This is a genomic window from Microbacterium sp. Bi121 (genome assembly GCF_918698005.1).
Classification (GTDB): Bacteria; Actinomycetota; Actinomycetes; order Actinomycetales; family Microbacteriaceae; genus Microbacterium.
Genome location: NZ_CAKKLJ010000004.1, coordinates 126,800 through 145,956, shown reverse-complemented (window position 1 = coordinate 145,956; position 19,157 = coordinate 126,800). Strand labels below are relative to the sequence as shown.

At 67.7% G+C, this 19,157-nt stretch carries 20 protein-coding genes and 1 tRNA gene; 15 read left to right on the top strand and 6 right to left on the bottom strand.

The features are described 5' to 3' along the window. Positions 1 to 43 precede the first annotated feature (43 nt). The 5 genes from LQZ87_RS07770 to LQZ87_RS07750 are packed head-to-tail and all read left to right on the top strand — an operon-like array spanning position 44 to position 4,636. Positions 44 to 1,072: a PhoH family protein gene (locus tag LQZ87_RS07770; protein WP_230103127.1), complete on the top strand. Its 1,029-nt coding sequence runs from the start codon at positions 44 to 46 to the stop codon at positions 1,070 to 1,072. Further along, on the top strand, positions 1,066 to 1,527 hold the full coding sequence (gene ybeY / locus LQZ87_RS07765; RefSeq protein ID WP_230103126.1) for an rRNA maturation RNase YbeY: 462 nt from the start codon (positions 1,066 to 1,068) through the stop codon (positions 1,525 to 1,527). Before LQZ87_RS07770 ends, ybeY begins: the two co-directional genes overlap by 7 nt. Further along, on the top strand, positions 1,524 to 2,798 hold the full coding sequence (locus LQZ87_RS07760) for a hemolysin family protein (protein ID WP_230102895.1): 1,275 nt from the start codon (positions 1,524 to 1,526) through the stop codon (positions 2,796 to 2,798). Before ybeY ends, LQZ87_RS07760 begins: the two co-directional genes overlap by 4 nt. Next, positions 2,791 to 3,687 carry a GTPase Era gene (gene era / locus LQZ87_RS07755; protein ID WP_230102894.1) on the top strand — a complete coding sequence of 299 codons (897 nt, stop codon included), beginning with the start codon at positions 2,791 to 2,793 and terminating at the stop codon, positions 3,685 to 3,687. The genes LQZ87_RS07760 and era overlap by 8 nt, the downstream gene beginning before the upstream one ends. Positions 3,688 to 3,700: 13 nt before the next feature. Further along, positions 3,701 to 4,636, top strand: a complete 936-nt coding sequence (locus LQZ87_RS07750; RefSeq protein ID WP_230102893.1) for an NADP-dependent oxidoreductase — start codon at positions 3,701 to 3,703, stop codon at positions 4,634 to 4,636. Between the two features lie 23 nt (positions 4,637 to 4,659). Here LQZ87_RS07750 and LQZ87_RS07745 read toward each other — a convergent pair whose 3' ends face one another. Further along, the gene (locus tag LQZ87_RS07745) at positions 4,660 to 5,304 is read right to left on the bottom strand and encodes a hypothetical protein (protein ID WP_230102892.1); all 645 of its coding nucleotides are present in this window, start codon (positions 5,302 to 5,304) and stop codon (positions 4,660 to 4,662) included. Between the two features lie 202 nt (positions 5,305 to 5,506). Between LQZ87_RS07745 and leuA the strand changes: the two genes are divergently transcribed. From leuA to LQZ87_RS07730, 3 genes are read left to right on the top strand one after another with little or no spacing between them, the layout of a single operon-like run. Further along, the gene (gene leuA / locus LQZ87_RS07740; protein ID WP_230102891.1) at positions 5,507 to 7,261 is read left to right on the top strand and encodes a 2-isopropylmalate synthase; all 1,755 of its coding nucleotides are present in this window, start codon (positions 5,507 to 5,509) and stop codon (positions 7,259 to 7,261) included. Between the two features lie 36 nt (positions 7,262 to 7,297). Beyond that, a complete protein-coding gene (recO, locus tag LQZ87_RS07735; protein WP_230102890.1) occupies positions 7,298 to 8,041 on the top strand; it encodes a DNA repair protein RecO in 744 nt (247 codons plus the stop codon). Then, complete coding sequence (locus tag LQZ87_RS07730; protein WP_230102889.1) at positions 8,038 to 8,838, top strand: isoprenyl transferase; 801 nt, start codon at positions 8,038 to 8,040, stop codon at positions 8,836 to 8,838. The genes recO and LQZ87_RS07730 overlap by 4 nt, the downstream gene beginning before the upstream one ends. Here LQZ87_RS07730 and LQZ87_RS07725 read toward each other — a convergent pair. Further along, positions 8,781 to 9,389, bottom strand: coding sequence for an AAA family ATPase (locus LQZ87_RS07725; protein ID WP_230102888.1), 609 nt, complete (start codon positions 9,387 to 9,389; stop codon positions 8,781 to 8,783). The genes LQZ87_RS07730 and LQZ87_RS07725 overlap by 58 nt on opposite strands. A gap of 53 nt (positions 9,390 to 9,442) precedes the next feature. Here LQZ87_RS07725 and LQZ87_RS07720 point away from each other — a divergent pair, with 53 nt between their 5' ends. Continuing rightward, the gene (locus LQZ87_RS07720) at positions 9,443 to 10,138 is read left to right on the top strand and encodes a DsbA family oxidoreductase (RefSeq protein WP_230102887.1); all 696 of its coding nucleotides are present in this window, start codon (positions 9,443 to 9,445) and stop codon (positions 10,136 to 10,138) included. Between the two features lie 39 nt (positions 10,139 to 10,177). On the opposite strand, the gene LQZ87_RS07715 is transcribed toward LQZ87_RS07720, so the two are convergent. Beyond that, positions 10,178 to 10,687: a glutathione peroxidase gene (locus tag LQZ87_RS07715; RefSeq protein ID WP_230102886.1), complete on the bottom strand. Its 510-nt coding sequence runs from the start codon at positions 10,685 to 10,687 to the stop codon at positions 10,178 to 10,180. A gap of 62 nt (positions 10,688 to 10,749) precedes the next feature. Between LQZ87_RS07715 and dusB the strand changes: the two genes are divergently transcribed. The 5 genes from dusB to LQZ87_RS07690 all read left to right on the top strand — a co-directional run bounded on the left by dusB (position 10,750) and on the right by LQZ87_RS07690 (position 16,082). Beyond that, a complete protein-coding gene (gene dusB, locus LQZ87_RS07710; RefSeq protein WP_230102885.1) occupies positions 10,750 to 11,904 on the top strand; it encodes a tRNA dihydrouridine synthase DusB in 1,155 nt (384 codons plus the stop codon). Continuing rightward, positions 11,894 to 13,270, top strand: coding sequence for a deoxyguanosinetriphosphate triphosphohydrolase (locus LQZ87_RS07705; protein WP_230102884.1), 1,377 nt, complete (start codon positions 11,894 to 11,896; stop codon positions 13,268 to 13,270). Before dusB ends, LQZ87_RS07705 begins: the two co-directional genes overlap by 11 nt. Further along, on the top strand, positions 13,270 to 15,120 hold the full coding sequence (dnaG, locus tag LQZ87_RS07700; protein ID WP_230102883.1) for a DNA primase: 1,851 nt from the start codon (positions 13,270 to 13,272) through the stop codon (positions 15,118 to 15,120). The genes LQZ87_RS07705 and dnaG overlap by 1 nt, the downstream gene beginning before the upstream one ends. Before the next feature lie 14 nt (positions 15,121 to 15,134). Then, positions 15,135 to 15,911, top strand: coding sequence for an ATP-binding cassette domain-containing protein (locus tag LQZ87_RS07695; RefSeq protein WP_230102882.1), 777 nt, complete (start codon positions 15,135 to 15,137; stop codon positions 15,909 to 15,911). A gap of 95 nt (positions 15,912 to 16,006) precedes the next feature. After that, a tRNA-Asn gene (locus LQZ87_RS07690) sits at positions 16,007 to 16,082 on the top strand. Between the two features lie 74 nt (positions 16,083 to 16,156). Here LQZ87_RS07690 and LQZ87_RS07685 read toward each other — a convergent pair. Then, positions 16,157 to 16,696: a septum formation family protein gene (locus tag LQZ87_RS07685; protein WP_230102881.1), complete on the bottom strand. Its 540-nt coding sequence runs from the start codon at positions 16,694 to 16,696 to the stop codon at positions 16,157 to 16,159. 58 nt (positions 16,697 to 16,754) lie between these two features. Continuing rightward, on the bottom strand, positions 16,755 to 17,321 hold the full coding sequence (def, locus tag LQZ87_RS07680) for a peptide deformylase (protein ID WP_230102880.1): 567 nt from the start codon (positions 17,319 to 17,321) through the stop codon (positions 16,755 to 16,757). Between the two features lie 61 nt (positions 17,322 to 17,382). Here def and LQZ87_RS07675 point away from each other — a divergent pair, with 61 nt between their 5' ends. Then, positions 17,383 to 18,384, top strand: coding sequence for a DMT family transporter (locus tag LQZ87_RS07675; RefSeq protein ID WP_230102879.1), 1,002 nt, complete (start codon positions 17,383 to 17,385; stop codon positions 18,382 to 18,384). Here LQZ87_RS07675 and pgl read toward each other — a convergent pair. Then, entirely contained in the window at positions 18,378 to 19,157 is a 780-nt protein-coding gene (gene pgl, locus LQZ87_RS07670) for a 6-phosphogluconolactonase (RefSeq protein ID WP_230102878.1), read from the bottom strand. The two genes, LQZ87_RS07675 and pgl, sit on opposite strands and share 7 nt — an antisense overlap.

The following is a 19,157-nucleotide window of genomic DNA, read 5'->3' as shown; positions in this document are numbered from 1 at the left end:
CACCCCTTCCGCGACGGAGCGCATCTACGTCGACGGCATCGCCATGGTGCAGCTGCTCGGTCCGCAGGATCGACTGCTCCGCATGCTCGAGAAGCAGCATCCGGACGTGCAGGTCCTCGTGCGGGGGAACGAGATCACGCTGACCGGCGAGCCGGCGCTCGTCGCCGACGCGAAGGCGCTCGTCGACGAACTCATCACGATCACCCGCGAAGGCGCCGACCTCGTGCCCTCCGATGTCGAGACGTCGGCCCGGATGCTCCGTCACGAGGGCGGCCCCCGCCCGAGCGAGGTCCTCGGCGAGGCGATCCTGTCGACCCGTGGCAAGGTGATCCGCCCCAAGACCGCAGGCCAGAAGGAGTACGTCGACGCGATCGAGGAGAACACGATCGTCTTCGGCATCGGCCCCGCCGGCACCGGGAAGACGTACCTGGCTATGGCGAAGGCCGTCCAGGCGCTGCAGCGCAAAGAGGTCAACCGCATCATCCTCACGCGCCCCGCCGTCGAGGCCGGAGAACGACTGGGGTTCCTGCCGGGGACGCTCACGGACAAGATCGACCCGTATCTGCGACCGCTGTACGACGCGCTCAACGAGATGATGGACCCCGACATCGTCCCACGTCTGATGGCGACCGGCACCATCGAGGTCGCCCCGCTGGCCTACATGCGCGGGCGAACGCTGAACGACTCGTTCGTCGTGCTCGACGAGGCGCAGAACACCACGCCTGAGCAGATGAAGATGTTCCTGACACGTCTCGGCTTCGGCACGAAGATGGTCGTGACCGGCGACATCACGCAGGTCGATCTGCCGCAGGGCGCATCCGGCCTCCGGCTCGTGACTCGCGTGCTGAATGACATCGACGACATCCACTTCACGCGTCTCACCAGCGATGATGTCGTGCGCCACTCTCTCGTCGGCCGGATCGTCGACGCCTACAGCGAGTACGACGAGCAGCGCACCGCCGCACGCCACGAACGCGAGCAGGCGGCCGAGTTCGCGAATCGCGCCGAGCGGCGCGCAGGCCAGCGACCAGGTCCCCGCGATCGCATGCCCAGACGAGGACACTCATCATGATCGAGATCAACAACGAGTCCGCCATCGCCGTCGACGAGACGGTGCTCCAGCGTCTCACCGACTTCAACCTCGCTCAGCTGCACGTCAGTCCGGATGCCGAGGTCGCGATCGTCCTCGTCGACGAGGGCGCCATGGAGGCGCTGCACGTGCAGTGGATGGACGAACCGGGTCCGACGGACGTGCTCAGCTTCCCGATGGACGAGCTGCGTCCAGGCACCGAAGACCGCCCGACCGCTCCTGGACTGCTGGGCGACATCGTGCTGTGCCCGCAGGTGGCCGAGACGCAGGCGCAGGCCGCCGGACACTCGCTCATGGACGAGCTCATCCTTCTCACGACCCACGGGCTGCTGCACCTGCTCGGCTTCGATCACGTCGAACCCGAAGAGGAGCGTGAGATGTTCGGATTGCAGAAGGAGCTGATCGGCGGCTTCGCTCGCGCTGAACGCGACCGATGACCGAGATCCTCCTGCTGATCGTCGCCGTCCTGCTGGTGGCCTTCGGTGGCCTCATGGCTGCCATCGACGCCGCGTACAGCGTGACCTCGCGCGCCGACCTCGCCGACATGGCCCTCGACGGCCGCAACGCCACAGCACTCGGCCGCATCGCCGACGACCTGGACGCTCACGTCAACGCGGTGTCGTTCATCCGCGTCCTCGTCGAGGTGACGGCCGCCGTGCTCGTGACGGTCGCCTTCACGCTGCTGTTCGAGAACATCTGGTGGGCGATGCTCGCCGCGGCCGTCCTCATGACCGGCATCACGTTCGTGCTCGTCGGTGCCAGTCCGCGGGCATTCGGCCGACAGCGCTCCGAGAGCATGATCCGCGGCACGGCATCCGTCGTCCGCGGATTGCGGATCATCCTCGGCCCTCTCGCGCAGGGCCTCGTCGTGCTCGGAAACAAGGTCACCCCGGGAACGGGTCGCAGTTCGTTCACCAGCGAGGACCAGCTCCTCAGCATGGTGGACGAGGCGGCATCCAACGACCTGATCGAAGAGGACGACCGCGATCTCATCCACTCGGTGTTCGATTTCACCGACCAGTTCGTACGCGCCGTCATGGTGCCCCGCACGGAGATGGTGACGGTGGATGCCGAGGCCACGACGGATCAGGCGATGGCCCTCTTCCTGGGACGCGGCGTCTCACGCGTGCCCGTCGTCGACGACGAGGCGGATGACGTCGTCGGCGTGCTGTATCTGAAGGACCTCGTCCAGTTCGCGTACCGCGACGAGCTCGCGTGGCGGACGGCATCCATCCGTCCGATCGCGCGACCCGCCACGTTCGTCCCCGAATCGATGCGCGCCGAGACTCTGCTGCAGCAGATGAAGCGGGACGCCGTGCACGTCTGCCTCGTCATCGACGAGCACGGCGGGATCTCGGGTCTGGTGACGCTGGAGGATCTGATCGAGGAGCTCGTCGGAGAGATCTCGGACGAGTACGACCACGCCGCAGCCGAGGTCGTCGAACTGGGGGAGGGCCGCTATCGCGTCAGCGCCCGGCTGTCGCTCGACGACGTCGGCGACCTGTTCGGCATCGTGCTCGAGGATGAGGACGTCGACTCGATCGGCGGCCTCCTCGGCAAGGCCGTCGACCAGATCCCGCAGCCGGGCGTCACGGCGACGATCGACGGGCTCGTCCTCACCGGCGGGGCTTCCCGCGGTCGAGGCAGAGGAATCGCGACCGTGTTCGTCGAACGCGCGGCAGCACCAGAGGAGACCGAAGATGACTGAGACCTTCCGCAGCGGATTCGCGACGTTCGTCGGGCGCCCCAACGTCGGCAAGTCCACGCTGACGAACGCCCTCGTCGGCGAGAAGATCGCCATCACGAGCGAGAAGCCGCAGACGACCAGGCGTGCGATCCGCGGCATCCTGAATCGCCCAGCAGGGCAACTCGTCATCGTCGACACCCCCGGCATCCACAAGCCGCGCACACTGCTCGGCGAGCGCCTCAACGACCTCGTCGAGCAGGTGCTCGGCGACGTCGACGTGATCGGGTTCTGCGTCCCCGCGACCGAGAAGATCGGACCGGGCGACCGGCGCATCGCCGCGTCCCTGGACGGCTACGGGCGGGCGAAGAAGATCGCGATCGTCACGAAGACCGACATCGCCGAGCGCGACCAGATCACCGAGCGGCTGATCGAGGTCGATGCGCTGCGCGAGGACTGGGCCGCCGTCATCCCGCTGTCGGCGCTCACCCGTGAGCAGCTCGACGTCCTGACCGACGAGATGCTGACCCTCATGCCCGAGGGCCCTGCGCTGTATCCGGACGGCGTCGTCACCGACGAGTCGGTCGAGGATCGTATCGCCGAGATGATCCGCGAAGCAGCCCTCGACGGCGTGCGCGACGAGCTGCCGCACTCGATCGCCGTGGTCGTCGACGACGTGTCTGCGCGCGAGGACAGCGACCTCACCGATGTGCACGCGTCGATCGTCGTCGAACGCGACAGTCAGAAGGCGATCATCATCGGACGTAAGGGCTCCCGACTGGCCGACGTCGGAAAGCGGGCACGCGTCGGCATCGAGGAGCTGCTGGGAACCCGCGTCTTCCTCGGGCTGCACGTGAAGGTCGCGAAGGAATGGCAGCGCGATCCCAAGCAGCTCGGCCGTCTCGGGTTCTGAGCCGGAGCCGATCATGGCGAAGCACTGGATCGCGACGTCCTGGGGAAGCCCCGACGATTGGGAGTTCGTGGACTACGAGCCGGCGGCACCCGGGTCGGGTGAGATAACGATCCGGGTCCACGCAGCCGGTGTGAATCCAGCGGATGCGAAGCACGTCGCCGCCCCGCGCGGCGGAGTCGAGCTGCCTGTCCCGATCGGGTACGAGGTGTCCGGCATCGTCAGCGCGGTCGGACCGGATACGGAGATCGGCTCAGGAGCCGTTCGGGTCGGCGATGAGGTGCTGGCGTTCCGCATCCGTGGAGGTTATGCCGACGAGGTGACCATCCCGGCCGAGAAGGCGTTCCACAAGCCGGCCGGCCTGACGCATCCCGAGGCGGCCAACCTGCTGCTCGCCGGCACCACGGCCGCACAGATGCTGGCGGTCACCCGCGCCGCCCCCGGTGAGACGATCCTGCTCCACGGCGCCTCGGGTGCCGTTGGCGTCAGCGTCCTGCAGCAGGCGGCGCTGCGCGGTATCCGCGTCATCGGCACGGCGAGCGAGGCCCGATCGGGCGAGGTTCGTCGGTACGGCGGCATCCCGGTCGTCTACGGCGACGGCCTGGTGGACCGGGTGCGCGCGCTCACGGACGAACCGATCGCCGCGGCACTCGACGCGGTCGGCACCGACGAGGCGGTGGACGTCTCGCTGGAGCTCGTGGACGACCGAACGCGCATCGTGACGATCGCCGCAGCAGGCAGGGCGCGAGCGGAAGGGTTCGAATGGATCGTCGGGTCGCAGCCGGAGAGCACGCGGTTCCGAGACGCGGCACGTGCGGGGCTCATCGACCTCGCTGCGCGCGGCCTGCTGGTCGTACCGTTGGCACGGACCTACCCCCTCGAACAGGCGCCTGAAGCCCTGGCGTTCCTCGCAACGGGGCATCCCGGCGGCAAGATCGCGCTCGTTCCCTGATCCGGCTCAGCGCCTGATCCGGCTCAGCCACTGATCTCGTGCAACGCGGAGCGGAAGACCACCACATCCGCCCCGTAGTCCTCAGCCGCAGCGGACTGCAGCGTGCCGTCATCCCAGACGACATCCACCCACAGCCGGCCATTCTCGGGGAACGAGCCCAGATACTGGCTGCCGTCGTCGCCGAGCACCGCGGGCAGACCGTCCTGGATGGCGATCAACTCGGATTCGGGGATCGCACCCGGCTCTCCGCCCACCGGATCGTCCGAAGCGATCGGGTCGTACAGCGCGAGGAGCAGCGGAGGCTGCGTCATCGTGAAGGTGCGGCCGTCGTAGGTGCCGGTGACGGCGTATGCGCCCCACCGGACGTCGCCGCTGCTCTCGCTGCCGTCGACGCCGTCCCAGGACCAGCCGACGATCGGCACACCGGAGCACTGCGGGGGATAGGACTCGGCCACAGCGCCCAGGCACAGCTCGATCGTTCCGGCGACGTCCATCACCGTCCCGGTGCCGCGCACCTCGCCCACTGGCGGCGCCGGCACGGCCGTCGCCAAGGCCGGCTCGGACGTGCTGTCGCTGGTCGGCGGCGCCTCGCCCGGCCCGCTCGCGCAGGCGCTCAGAGCGAGCAATCCGACAAGGGATGCGGCGGCCACGACAGCGTGAATGCGCATTCTGCTCATACTGAACAGTGTCCGTCGACGGCGAAGTGTCTCAACTCCGTGTGCGCGGTGCGATCCGATCCTGTTACGATCAGTCCATGCCATTCGGCGGACTGCTTCTTCTTAGCTGCCGCGACGAGTCCTCAAACTAGGGCCTTCCTCGTCGCGGCGCTTGTGCTGGCCCGTCCATCTTGACGAAGAGAAGAAGCCCATCATGCAGAACTCCCAGCGCCCGTCCGCAATGCCGATCCACAAGTACCGGCCGTTCCACGAGCAGATCACCGTCGACCTCCCCGACCGCACCTGGCCGGCAGGCCGCATCACCGAGGCGCCCCGCTGGTGCGCTGTCGACCTGCGCGACGGCAACCAGGCCCTCATCGACCCGATGTCCCCCGAGCGCAAGCGCGTCATGTTCGAGCTGCTCGTCAGCATGGGCTACAAGGAGATCGAGGTCGGTTTCCCGTCCGCCAGCCAGACCGACTTCGACTTCGTGCGCCAGCTGATCGAAGAGAACCTCATCCCGGACGACGTCACCATTCAGGTGCTGACGCAGGCGCGCGAGCACCTTATCGAGCGCACCTACGAAGCGATCGCGGGTGCCAAGCAGGCCATCGTGCACCTGTACAACTCGACCAGCATCCTGCAGCGCGATGTCGTGTTCCGCACCGACAAGCAGGGCATCATCGACATCGCGCTCGAGGGCGCTCGGCTGTGCAAGCAGTACGAGAAGACCGTCCCGGACACCGAGGTGTACTACGAGTACTCGCCCGAGTCCTACACCGGGACCGAGCTGGAGTTCGCGCTCGACATCTGCAACCAGGTGATCGAGGTGTTCCAGCCGACGCCCGACCGCAAGGTCATCATCAACCTGCCTGCGACGGTCGAGATGGCATCGCCGAACGTGTACGCCGACTCGATCGAGTGGATGAGCCGTCACCTGGCGCATCGCGAGAACATCATCCTGTCGCTGCACCCGCACAACGACCGCGGCACGGCCGTGGCGGCTGCGGAGCTCGGCTACCTGGCTGGGGCCGACCGCATCGAGGGATGCCTGTTCGGCAACGGCGAGCGCACCGGCAACGTCGACCTGGTCGCCCTGGGCATCAACATGTTCACCCAGGGCATCGACCCGCAGATCGACTTCAGCGACATCGATCAGGTCAAGCGCACGGTCGAGTACTGCAACCAGCTCCCCGTCCCTGAGCGCAGCCCGTGGGCCGGCGACCTGGTGTTCACCGCGTTCAGCGGATCGCATCAGGACGCCATCAAGAAGGGCTTCGAGGCCATGGATGCCCGCGCGGAGGCCGAGGGCAAGACCGTCGACGAGATCGAGTGGGCGGTTCCCTACCTGCCGGTCGACCCGAAGGACCTGGGCCGCTCGTACGAGGCCGTCATCCGCGTGAACTCGCAGTCGGGCAAGGGCGGTGTCGCGTACCTGCTGAAGACGGACCACGCGATCGACCTGCCCCGCAAGCTCCAGATCGAATTCTCGGGCGTCGTGCAGTCGAAGACCGACAGCGAAGGCGGAGAGGTCACGAGCGATCAGATCTGGTCGATCTTCCACGACGAGTACCTGCCTGCCGACGACGTCGACGCCAAGTGGGGACGGTTCGAGCTGCTGGCCACGCAGACGCGCAGCGACATGTCGGGCGAGGTCGTGCTCGATGCGGTGGTGCGCGACGGCGACTCGCGTCACGAGGTGACAGCTCAGGGCAACGGCCCGGTGGCGGCGTTCGTCGAGGTGCTGCGCAGCCAGGGCTTCGACATCACGGTGTACGACTACGTCGAGCACGCGCTCAGCGCGGGCGGCGACGCGCAGGCAGCGGCCTACGTCGAACTGCAGGTCGACGACCAGCGGCTGTGGGGCGTCGGCATCGACGGCGACATCTCGACCGCGAGTCTCAAGGCGATCGTGTCGGGCGTGAACCGCGCCATCCGCACCCGGGAGCAGCAGCTCGCGGCCGTGTGAGAGCCGGTTCGCCGCGGCGCGAGGGATAATCGAAGGGTGCCCACCTATCGAGACGAAGCGGTGATCCTGCGCACCCACAAGCTCGGTGAGGCGGATCGCATCGTGACCATGCTCTCGCGCCGCAACGGCAAGATCCGTGCGGTGGCGAAGGGGGTGCGGCGCACATCGTCGAAGTTCGGCTCCCGGCTCGAGCCGTTCATGGTGGCGGACGTGCAGTTGTACCAGGGGCGTTCGCTCGACATCGTTCAACAGGCGGAATCGCTCGGCGCCTACGGCAGTGAGATCGCCGCTCACTACGACCGGTTCACGTCGGCGAGTGCCATGGTCGAGACGGCGGATCGCCTGAACGACGCCGAGGCGACGCCAGAGCAGTACCTGCTGCTCGTCGGCGGTCTGCGCGCGCTGTCGCGGGGCGAGCACGCTGCGCGCAGCATCCTGGATTCCTACCTGCTGCGGGTCATGGCGCTGTCGGGCTGGGCGCCGTCCCTCGACGACTGCGCTCGATGCGCGGCACCAGGGCCGCACAAGAACTTCGTCGTGCAGCTCGGCGGTCTCGTGTGCGTGAACTGCGCGCCTGCCGGCAGCCCCAGGGTGGCTGAGCCGACGCTCGATCTGCTGCGTTCGCTGATCCGCGGCGAATGGGATGCCGTGGATGCCGCCTCCGAGTCGGACACGGCGGCCGCGTCAGGACTCATCTCGGCGTACACGCAGTTCCATCTGGAGCGCGGCATCCGATCCCTCGCACACGTCTCCGGCCCTGATCGAGAGGGAGTCCGTTGACCCCGAAGCCCTATACCCACAAGGATGCCGTCGCCTATCGTCCGCTGGACTGGACTGGCCTCTACCCGCCGACATTCCCCAAGGTGCCGGAGCATGTCGCGATCGTCATGGACGGCAACGGGCGCTGGGCGAACCGCCGAGGGCTCACGCGCATCCAGGGACACAAGGCGGGCGAAGAGGTGCTGCTCGACGTGGTCGCCGGCGCCATCCAAGCCGGCGTCAAGCATCTGTCTGTGTACGCGTTCTCGACCGAGAACTGGGCGCGCTCGCCCGAAGAGGTCCGCTTCCTCATGGGCTACAACCGCGACGTGCTGCATCGCCGCCGCGATCAGCTCAACGAGTGGGGGGTGCGCGTGCGGTGGGCCGGACGCAAGCCGCGACTGTGGGGCTCCGTCATCAAGGAGCTGCAGTACGCCGAGAAGCTCACCGCGGGCAACGACGTCCTGACGCTGACCATGTGCGTGAACTACGGCGGCCGGGTCGAGCTCGTCGATGCCGTGCGCTCCCTTGCCGGTGAGGTCGCCGCCGGGAGGCTGAAGCCCAACGCGATCAGCGAGAAGATGATCCGCCGGAACCTCTACGTGCCAGACATGCCAGACGTCGACCTGTTCCTGCGCTCGTCGGGGGAGCAGCGCACCTCGAACTTCCTGCTGTGGCAGTCCGCGTACGCCGAGATGGTGTTCCTCGACACCCTGTGGCCTGACTTCTCACGTGAGGAGCTCTGGCGCGCGATCGAGATCTATCTGTCGCGCGATCGCCGCTTCGGCGGCGCCGTGGATGCCCCGGACTCGGCCTGATTCTTCAACCAGCGCCTCGTCTCGCGCGGATGCCGCATCCGGACGATGGTGAGGTGCGGGAACTCGGCTTCGATCGTCGGCATCCGCTCGTCCCACTTGCGGCGCGTCTTCGTCTGCCACTGGAGGATGGTCTCCTCCTGATCCTTCGCGAACCATTTCCAGATCGGCTTCTCGACGTTGCCGTTGTACATCTCGGTGCGCAGGATGCTGCGGCTGAACGTGCGGCGCAGCAGTCGCGTCCGCACGACCGGCCACGGGTAGTCCAGCCAGATCGCGAGTTGCGCCCGCGGCGTCATGATCTCGTCGGTGCCCTTGCTGGTGTACTGCCATTCGGTGACCCAGCGGTCCGTGGCGGCGAAGGCGCGCACGTCGTCGAGGAACTCGGGGCGCGGCGTCCAGTTCGGGCCGTGGTGCAGGGCGTCGATCTCGTGATGGACGAGATCCCACTGCTCGGCGACGCGCCGCGCGAGGGTGGTCTTGCCCGAGCCGGTGACCCCGGCGATCAGCACCCGCTGGGGCCGGAACGGCAGCGGATCGACGGCACTGAGCATCCGAAGATGCTATCAACGGAATACGTCGCACCCCGGCGAGCGTTGCACCCTGTGTGAGCGAACCTATTTCCATCGACATCTGGTCCGACATCGCCTGCCCGTGGTGCTACATCGGCAAGCGCAATCTTGAAGCCGGCCTCGCGGCCACAGCATCCGATGATGACGCCCCGAAGGTCAACATCACGTTCCACTCCTTCGAGCTCTCGCCCGATACTCCGGTCGACTTCCATGGTGATGAGGTCGACTTCCTCGCCGGGCACAAGGGCATGCCCCGCGAGCAGGTCACCGAGATGCTCGACAACGTCACGAACGTGGCGAAGAACGCAGGTCTCGAGTACCGCTTCGACCTGCTCCAGCACACCAACACGGTGAAGGCTCACGAGCTCCTCCACCACGCCAAGGCCGAAGGGCTGCAGCACGAGATGGAGGAGCGGCTGATGTCCGCCTATTTCACCGAGGGCAAGCACGTCGGCCGCGTCGACGACCTCGTCGAGCTCGCCGCCGAGGTCGGCCTGGATGCCGATGCCACCCGCGATGCGCTCAACGCGGAGAAGTACCTGCCAGACGTCCGCCAGGATCAGGCGCAGGCTCGCGCCTACGGCATCCAAGGTGTGCCGTTCTTCGTCGTCGACGGTCAGTACGGCATTTCCGGAGCCCAGCCGCCGGAGGCGTTCGCGAACGTGCTCCGCGACCTGTGGGCAAAGCGGGGCGAGTCCGAGTCGGCAGAAGCTGTGTCAGCGGAGGCGTAACTCCTGCCGCAGGGCCCGCGCGGCTGAAGCGCAGGAAACCTAGCGGACCAGGGCGCCCTCGATCGCCTCGACGATCTCGGGGGCGTCCGGCTTCTGCTTCGGGCGGAAGCGCTTGACCGAACCGTCGGGCAGCACGAGGAACTTCTCGAAGTTCCACTCCACACGACCGGCCTTGCCGTGCCCGTCAGTCGTCTGCTTGAGCTGCTTGTACAGTTCGACGGCGTTGCGGCCGTTCACGCGGACCTTGTCGTTGATCGGGAACGTCACGCCGTAGGTCGTGGAGCAGAACTCCTGGATCTGCTCCATCGATCCGGGCTCCTGACCCATGAACTGGTTGCACGGGAATCCGACGACGCTGAACCCGCGATCGCCGTACGTGCGCTGCAGTTGCTCGAGTTGCTCGTACTGGGGCGTGAGGCCGCACTTGGAGGCCACGTTGACCACGAGTACGACGTCCGCGCCGAGGTCATCCAGGGTCTTGTCAGATCCGTCAGCATCCGTGAAGGGGATCTGGCGTACGTTGCGCTCGGAAACAGGGGATTCGGTCATATCCACAGACTACGTCCGCCATGCGGCGCCGGGCGCCGTGAGGATGGGAGAATGGTATGGACATGACTATTGCCGCAGCCCCCGCCCGCGCCTTGCAGATCGGCCCGATCGAACTCGACGTGCCGGTCGTCCTCGCACCCATGGCGGGCATCACGAACACGGCGTTCCGTCGATTGTGCCGCGAATACGGCGCGGGTCTGTACGTCAGCGAGATGATCACCTCGCGCGCACTCGTCGAGCGCAACGAGACGACCATGCGCCTGATCCGCCACCACGAGTCAGAGACTCCTCGCTCGATCCAGCTCTACGGCGTCGACCCGAAGACCATCGCCGAGGCCGTCCGCATCATCGTCGCCGAAGACCACGCCGACCACATCGACCTGAATTTCGGCTGCCCCGTCCCCAAGGTCACCCGCAAGGGCGGGGGAGCAGCCCTGCCGTGGAAGACGAGCCTCTTCGCGGACATCGTCGACCAGGCGGTCAAGGCCGCGGGCCCTCTGCCGTTGACCGTGAAGATGCGCAAGGGCATCGACCCCGATCACCTCACCTTCCTCGACGCCGGTCGTGCCGCTGAAGATGCCGGCGCCGCCGCTGTCGCGCTGCACGCCAGAACCGCGAGCGAGTTCTACTCCGGCCACGCCGACTGGAACGCCATCGGCGAGCTCAAGCAGGCCGTCACCAGCATCCCCGTGCTCGGCAACGGCGACATCTGGTCGGCCGACGACGCGGTGCGGATGATGGACGAGACCGACTGCGACGGCGTCGTCGTCGGCCGTGGATGCCTCGGCCGCCCCTGGCTCTTCGGCGACCTGGCTACGGCCTTCGGCGCCGAGGCCCGCCCCGTCGACGCGACCCTGGGGTTCGTCGCCGATGCGTTCCGCCGGCACGCCGAGCTGCTCGTCGACTTCTTCGACGACGAAGACCACGGATGCCGCGACATCCGCAAGCACGTCGCCTGGTACTTCAAGGGCTACCCGGTCGGCAGCGACATCCGCACCGGGCTCGCGACGGCGCAGAGCCTCGCGCACATCGATGAGCTGCTCGGTCAGCTCGACCGCGATGCGCCCTACCCCGGCGCTGACGCCGAGGGTCAGCGCGGCCGCGCCGGCAGACCGAAGCGTCCTTCGCTGCCGGACAAGTGGCTGGAATCGCGTGACGTGGCCGCGGACATCGGGGAGATGCTGCGAGGAGCGGAGATCGAGAACAGTGGCGGCTGACGTGCGCGCGGACGGCTACGAGCCCCGCGACGCCGACCGATACTTCACCCAGACCCACCGTTCCGAACGCGACGACTTCGCGCGCGACCGCGCCAGAGTGCTGCATTCGGCTGCGCTGCGTCGCCTCGCGGCGAAGACCCAGGTGCTCAGCCCCGCCAGCACTGCGGACTTCGCCCGCAACCGCCTGACGCACTCGCTCGAGGTCGCCCAGGTCGGGCGTGAGCTCGCGGTCGCGCTCGGCGTCTCCGCCGACGTCGTGGACACGGCGTGCCTCAGCCACGATCTCGGCCACCCGCCGTTCGGCCATAACGGCGAACGTGCCCTGAACGAGTGGGCCGAGCCGATCGGGGGGTTCGAGGGCAACGCGCAGTCGCTGCGCATCCTCACGCGTCTCGAGGCGAAGGTCCTCGACGACGACGGTCACTCCGTCGGACTCAACCTCACGCGCGCCAGCCTCGATGCCACGTGCAAGTATCCGTGGACGGTCGACAGCCCGGTGCCAGACCCAGGTGGCCGCCTGAAGTTCGGCGTCTACCCGGAGGACGAAGCGGTGTTCCGCTGGATGCGCGAAGGAGCCCCTGGCCGCCTGCGCTGCATCGAGGCGGAGATCATGGATCTCTCGGATGACATCGGCTACTCGGTGCACGACTTCGAGGACGCCATCGTCAACGGCTACCTCGACGTCGCCCAGCTGTCCGATCCGGCAGAGCATCATGCGCTGGTGAATCGCATCCAGCAGTGGGTCGGCTACGACTTCACCCGCGAAGAGCTGGCCGACGCGCTGTACCGCCTGACCCGCCAGCCGATGTGGCTGAAGTCGTTCGATCGCTCGCGGCAGGATCTCGCGCGCCTGAAGAACCTCACGAGCGACCTCATCGGGCGCTTCGCCCGCGCCGCCGTCACCGCGACTCGCGATGCGTACAGCGGTCCGTCCCTCGCGCGTTACAACGCGCACGTGGTCGTGCCCCGCGTCGTCGAGGCCGAGATCGCCGTGCTCAAGGGCATCATGGGGCAGGCGATCGTCACGATCGAGGCCCGCAAGGGCGTGTACAAGGAGCAGCGCAGGGTGCTCACTCGACTCGCCGAAGCCCTGTGGTCGACGGATGCTCTGTGGAACGCCGGCGCGGACGTCCTCGAGCCCGCCTTCGCCGCCGATTTCGTCGCTGCGGAGTCGGATGCCGAACGCGCCAGAGTCGTCGTCGATCAGATCGCGAGCCTCACCGACCAGACGGCCCTGGACTGGCACAGCCGACTCGTCGGCGACATCGACCCGGCAGAAGTGGGCATCTGGACGCCGCGCACCGCGCGCACCGGTGCCAGACCGCACCCGCACGCGTCTGTGCGGCTGACCGAAGGCGCGCACTGATGCCCCGCATCCGCCAGGCCGACGTCGACGAGGTCAAATCCCGCACCAACATCGCGGACATCGTGGGCGAACGCGTCGCGTTGAAGTCCGCAGGCGTCGGATCGATGAAGGGGCTGTGCCCGTTCCACGACGAGAAGAGCCCGAGCTTCCACGTCCGACCGCAGGTCGGTTACTACCACTGCTTCGGCTGCGGTGAATCCGGCGACGTCTACTCGTTCCTGCGCGCGATGGACCACGTGAGCTTCACAGAGGCCGTCGAGCGCCTCGCCGGTCGCCTGGGCTACGCGCTGCACTACGAAGACGGGGGAGCCGCGCCCGAGACCAGTGGCCGCAGCCGCCTGTACGCCGCGAACACGGCCGCCGCCGAGTTCTTCCGCGGTCAGCTCCTCAGCGGCGAGGCCGAGACGGGGCGCCGGTTCCTCGGCGAACGCGGTTTCGATGCTGGGGCGGCGGCGCACTTCGGCGTCGGCTACGCTCCGCGCGGCTGGGACGCGATGATGAAGGCGCTCACCGCGCAGGGCTTCACCCGTGATGAGCTTCTCGCCGCCGGACTCGTGTCGCAGGGGCAGCGCGGCGTCTACGATCGGTTCCGCGGTCGCCTGGTGTGGCCGATCCGCGACGTCACAGGACAGACCATCGGGTTCGGCGCCCGCAAGCTGTACGACGACGATCAGGGGCCGAAGTACCTGAACACCCCTGAGACGATCATCTACAAGAAGGCCCAGGTTCTCTACGGCCTCGATCTCGCCAAGCGCGACATCTCACGCGGCGACCCTCGCCGCGTCGTCGTGGTCGAGGGATACACAGACGTCATGGCCTGCCACCTTGCCGGCGTCACCACGGCCATCGCGACCTGCGGCACGGCGTTCGGATCCGAGCACATCAAGGTGCTGCGCCGGGTGATGGGCGACGACTCGAGCTCCGGCGAGGTCGTCTTCACCTTCGACGGTGACGAAGCCGGTCAGAAGGCGGCCCTCCGCGCGTTCAGTGAGGACGACCGGTTTAACGCTCAGACCTTCGTGGCCGTCGCCCCTGATGGTCTCGACCCGTGCGACCTGCGTCTTCAGCGAGGAGATGCCGCAGTGCGCGGCCTCATGGGCGCAAAGGTGCCGATGTTCGAGTTCGCCATCGATCGCAAGCTCGCCGCTTTCGACCTCGCAACCGTCGAGGGACAGGTCGGCGCGCTGCGCGCAGCCGCCCCGATCGTCGCCGAGATCCGCGATCGGCTGCTTCGCCCAGGGTACGAGCGCGTACTCGCCCGTCGTCTGGGCATGGATCCGACCGAGGTGCACGCCGAGGTCGAGCGCGCGGCCAGAGGTGCGAGCACCGCGAAGCCGAAGCAGGATGCGGCACCGCAGCAGCCGGAGAGATCAGCCGTGCCCGCTGTGACACTCGCCAGCCTCCCGAGGACCGCCGACGTCGCCGCCGAGCGCGGCATCATCATGGGAGCGCTGCAGTACGGTCACCAAGTCGACCAGGCGATGCTGTCGCGTGCGCTGGGAGCGCCCTTCCGGCATCCGGCGCTCGAGGCGATCCGCGAGACGATCGCCGCCGTCCCCGACCGCACACGTGTCGGGTGGGCGATGGATGCCGTAAACGCCGTCCGAGAGCCGTACCGATCGCTGGCGGGGGAGCTGCTCATGAGCCCGTTCCCCGCCAAGGACGAGGCGGGAGCCGTCGCTTCGACGGCTGATCTCTCGCGGCGCATGATCGTCCGAGGACTCGAGCGTGAGAAGCAGGAGCTCCTCGGGGCGATCCAGCGCGTCCCTGCCGACTCCGACGGCGGGCGCGCCCTGCGGGTCCGACTGCGCGACATCGACGCCGAGCGTCAGCGCTTCGCCGAGTCGTAGGAGAGGATGGGGGAATGTCTCGCAGACACGACTCCGCCTTCCTCATCGACTGCTCCGATCTCGTGATCGATCGAATCGGACACAGCGCCCCCACGCGTGCGGTCGACGGCGTGACGTTCGCGCTGCCGTCAGGAGAGCTGATCTGTGTCGCCGGCCCGACAGGTTCCGGCAAGTCGACTCTGGTGGCTGCGCTGGCTGGCTCCACTGATCCGTCGGTTCGGATCGTCGGCGGCACGGCCGAGGTGTGCGGCGTGAATGTGCGCAAACCAGGTCGGCGGCACCGCGAGCTGACCTACCTGACCGGGTACATCCCGCAGGGTGCCGGGGCGAACCTGCCGCCGACGCTCACCGTCAGCGACGCGATCGCTGAACCCATCCTGATCCGTGAGAAGCGGGTCAACAGCAGGGCGCTGTCCATTCGCATCGCGACGCTGCTCGACGAGCTGCATCTGCCGCTCGGCGCTGCCGCGAAGTTCCCCTACGAGCTGAGCGCGGGCATGCGCCAGCGCGTCGCGATCGCCAGGGCGTTCGTGCTCGAGCCGAAGGTGCTGATCGCGGACGAGCCGCTCGCCAACCTCGACCTCGAGGTGCGGCCGGTGGTGTTCGACGCGATCACCCGTCGTCGCAAGGAGCAGGGGATGGGCGCGCTGCTCGTGACGAACGACGCGGCGTTCATCCGCGAGCTCAATGCCGAGACACTCATGCTCAAGGGCGGTCACGTCGTCGCGCGAGGCGTCGGCAAGGATCTTCTCTGGGTGCCGAACGCGGAAGCGGAATCGCGCGGACGCTGACCCGCGGATGACACGCCCGGCGGGGACGCCCGATGTCACGTGCACCGTTCGGAGTTTGCTAAGCTAGTGGGGTTGCGCCGCACAGCGGGGCACATTCCTCGGTAGCTCAATTGGCAGAGCAGCCGGCTGTTAACCGGCAGGTTCTTGGTTCGAGTCCAAGCCGGGGAGCCAATGCAGAAGGCCCCGTCGTCATGACGGGGCCTTCTGCATTCCCGCTACCGCTCACGCGGGCGGAGGCGCGTGTCTCAGAGACCGGTGCCCGCGAGCGAGCCGGTGACCTCGAGCTGTGTCTGGCCGGTCGTGTCGGCGGGGTCGGGCTGATAGATGACGCACTGCACGAGGCGATCGTTCGCCTGGGTCCACGTCGCCTCGGTCGGGGTGATCCACCAGAAGTCGAGGGCCGAATCCGCCCACTCTGTCCCCACGAACTCGCCGAAGGCGGGGATGCACTGGGCCTCGACCTCGGCCTGGATCTCGTCGTCGCTGGGGAGGTCGCCGTCCGCGAGCTCGAACTCGTAGAACACCTCATCGGTGTGCGGCTCGGAGCAGGGGACCACGTCGGCGTCCGTGATCTCGCCGCTCGAGTCGGAAGCGGGCATGCAGTCGCCGACCTTCAGCGAGAAGATGTCGATGTTCGCGCCCTCGGTGACGTTGCCGTCATCGTCGCGCTGCGCGTCGTTGCCGCCGCCCAGGATGCCGCTGAGAGCGCTGCAGCCGGTGAGCGCCAGGCTCAGAGCCAAGGCAGAGCCTGCGAGCGCCAGTGTGCGCTTCGTGCCCGTCTTCATGTTGGTGTTCCCCTCCGGAAGGTGTGAAAGGCGAACCTGTGAATCGCCCGTGCACAGCCTATCCCTCGAGGTCATCCACCCCAGGCACCCAACTGGCCCCAGGGCGCCCCCAGCCGCGCTTGCGTGCGATCTTCTGCACGGTCTTCCAGTCGCCGTCGTCGAGCCGGTCGATGTAGAGGATCCCGTCGAGGTGGTCGAACTCGTGCTGCATGATCCGCGCGCGCCACCCGTCGACCTCGATGCGCACGTCGGCGCCGTCCAGGTCGACCCCGGTCACGAGTGCCCGCTCGGCCCTGCGCAGGGCGAAACGCTCCCCGGGGAAGGACAGGCACCCCTCCGACTCCTCCTCCGGGTCGGGGGAACCAGGTTCGGGCGGCGACATCCACAGCACCGGGTTGATGATCACACCGCGCCACGGGTTGTCGTCGTCATCGACGTACGAGTAGGTGTAGATGCGCAGCGGTTCACCGACCTGCGGGGCGGCGAGGCCCACACCGGGGGCGGCATCCATCGTCTCGAACATGTCGGCGACGAGCGTCCGGATCTCGTCCGTGATCTCTTCGACAGGGGAGGCGGGGGAGTGCAGGACGGGATCGCCCATGATGCGAATCGGAAGAACAGCCACGCCACAACCCTACTGGCCGCGCGGTGGCGGGTAAGGTTCTACTGTGAGCGCGGGGGTATGGATGTCTGTTGACGAGGTCAGCGATCAGCTGGTCGGGGCATTCCAGAACCCGGCGCTGCTGCTCGGCATCCCGCTCGCCCTCGCCGGAGCCGTGTTCATGTCGCTCGGCGCCCAGTACCAGCACAGGGGCGTCACCAAAGTCGAGCGTCTGAGCGGCGCAGACGGAGCGACCGGACTCACGTGGCATCAGATCAGGGCGCTGCTCACGCGTCCCTCCTGGATCCTGGGGACCCTGATGCTGGGTCTCGCGATCATCTGTCAGCTGTCGGCTCTCGCCATCGCACCCCTGATCGTCGTCCAGCCCCTCGGCGCGATCGCTCTGGTGATGACGACCCTCCTCAACGCCCGCGTCTCAGGACACGCGCCCACCAGGCGATCCCTCACCTCGATCTTGGCCTGCGTCGGCGGCATCTTCCTCTTCGTCTTCCTCGCCGCCATCTTCGCCACGGAGAAGGACGTCACGACCGAGAACCTGTTCGTGATCCTCACGACGCTGCTCGTGGTGATCATCATCCTCGGCGCGTGCTGGTTGATCCTGCGGCACCGCATGCGGGCGCTGTTCTACGTGATCGGCGCCGGGGTCCTCTACGGTTTCGTCGCCACGCTCGCCAAGGTGATCATCAAGCGGCTGCAGGCCGAGAACTTCGACTGGCTGACCCTCGTCTGCGTCATCGCCCTGATCGCCGCGGCCGCCGTGGGCGCGTACTTCGTGCAGACCGCCTACAGCTCGGGCCCCCCTGATCTCGTCATCGCCGGTCTCACCGTCGTGGATCCGATCGTCGCGGTCGTCATCGGCATCGTCGTGCTCGGCGAGGCGGCAGCCGCGCCGGTGTGGGCGCTGGTCGCCTTCGTGGCGATCGGAGCCGTGGCGGTGTGGGGTGTCGTCGGGCTCGCCCGCTACCACCCGCAGGTGCTCAGTGAGAGCCAGGAGCTCGGGATCGCACGCGGCAGCGACGGTCAGGCGATGCCCGACGGCAAGCCGGCCTCAGAGCGCGATCAGTAGCTCTGGTCGATGAGGTCCTCCGGGACCTCTGCGGCTGCGGCCTCGTCGACGAAGAACACCGTGCGCTTGCGTCCCTTGGCGCCTGCCGCCGGCACGTTGGTGTAGCTGGCGCCGGCCAGCGCGAGGCCGAGGGCCGAGGCCTTGTCGGCCCCGGTGAGCACCAGCCACACGCGCTTCGACGTATTGATCACCGGACGAGTGAGCGTGATCCGCTCCGCCGGAGGCTTCGGGGAGTCGCGAACAGGGAGCACAGCGGCATCCGCCACCGTGACCTCGATCCGGTCGGGGAAGAGCGAGGCGACATGTCCATCGGCGCCGACGCCGAGGAAGCACACGGCGAACGACGGCCACGGGTCGTCGTCGGTGCCGAAGCGCGCGAGCTCCGCGGCGTATGCGACGGCCGCCTCATCGAGCGTGAGTCCGCCGTCGGCGGCTGCCATCTCGTGGATGTTCTCGGCGGGCACGTCGATGCGGTCGAGCAGAGCACGACGGGCCTGCAGTGCGTTCCGATCGTCGTCACCGGCGGGGACGAAGCGCTCATCGCCCCACCAGAAGTGCACCAGCGACCAGTCGATCAACGGGGTCTTCGGATGCTGGGCGATGGCCTGCAGCACCGTTCCGCTCATCGAGCCGCCCGTGAGCGCCACGTGCGCGATGCGCCCGTTGCGTGTGCGCGCCTTGACACGGGTGAGGAATCGGTCGGCGACACGGTCGGCCACGGCTGCCGAGGTCGACTCGATGACGACGACTTTGTCGGCGAGAGCTGGTTCCAT

Excerpts from the sequence above, each read along its gene's own strand:
- LQZ87_RS07770 (WP_230103127.1), top strand. The coding sequence starts at position 44 with ATGGTGCAGCTGCTCGGTCCGCAGGATCGACTGCTCCGCATGCTCGAG.
- LQZ87_RS07760 (WP_230102895.1), top strand. The coding sequence starts at position 1,524 with ATGACCGAGATCCTCCTGCTGATCGTCGCCGTCCTGCTGGTGGCCTTC.
- era (WP_230102894.1), top strand. The coding sequence starts at position 2,791 with ATGACTGAGACCTTCCGCAGCGGATTCGCGACGTTCGTCGGGCGCCCC.
- LQZ87_RS07750 (WP_230102893.1), top strand. The coding sequence starts at position 3,701 with ATGGCGAAGCACTGGATCGCGACGTCCTGGGGAAGCCCCGACGATTGG.
- LQZ87_RS07745 (WP_230102892.1), bottom strand. The coding sequence starts at position 5,304 with ATGCGCATTCACGCTGTCGTGGCCGCCGCATCCCTTGTCGGATTGCTC.
- leuA (WP_230102891.1), top strand. The coding sequence starts at position 5,507 with ATGCAGAACTCCCAGCGCCCGTCCGCAATGCCGATCCACAAGTACCGG.
- LQZ87_RS07725 (WP_230102888.1), bottom strand. The coding sequence starts at position 9,389 with ATGCTCAGTGCCGTCGATCCGCTGCCGTTCCGGCCCCAGCGGGTGCTG.
- LQZ87_RS07715 (WP_230102886.1), bottom strand. The coding sequence starts at position 10,687 with ATGACCGAATCCCCTGTTTCCGAGCGCAACGTACGCCAGATCCCCTTC.
- dusB (WP_230102885.1), top strand. The coding sequence starts at position 10,750 with ATGACTATTGCCGCAGCCCCCGCCCGCGCCTTGCAGATCGGCCCGATC.
- dnaG (WP_230102883.1), top strand. The coding sequence starts at position 13,270 with ATGCCCCGCATCCGCCAGGCCGACGTCGACGAGGTCAAATCCCGCACC.
- LQZ87_RS07695 (WP_230102882.1), top strand. The coding sequence starts at position 15,135 with ATGTCTCGCAGACACGACTCCGCCTTCCTCATCGACTGCTCCGATCTC.
- LQZ87_RS07685 (WP_230102881.1), bottom strand. The coding sequence starts at position 16,696 with ATGAAGACGGGCACGAAGCGCACACTGGCGCTCGCAGGCTCTGCCTTG.
- LQZ87_RS07675 (WP_230102879.1), top strand. The coding sequence starts at position 17,383 with ATGTCTGTTGACGAGGTCAGCGATCAGCTGGTCGGGGCATTCCAGAAC.
- pgl (WP_230102878.1), bottom strand. The coding sequence starts at position 19,157 with ATGGAACCAGCTCTCGCCGACAAAGTCGTCGTCATCGAGTCGACCTCG.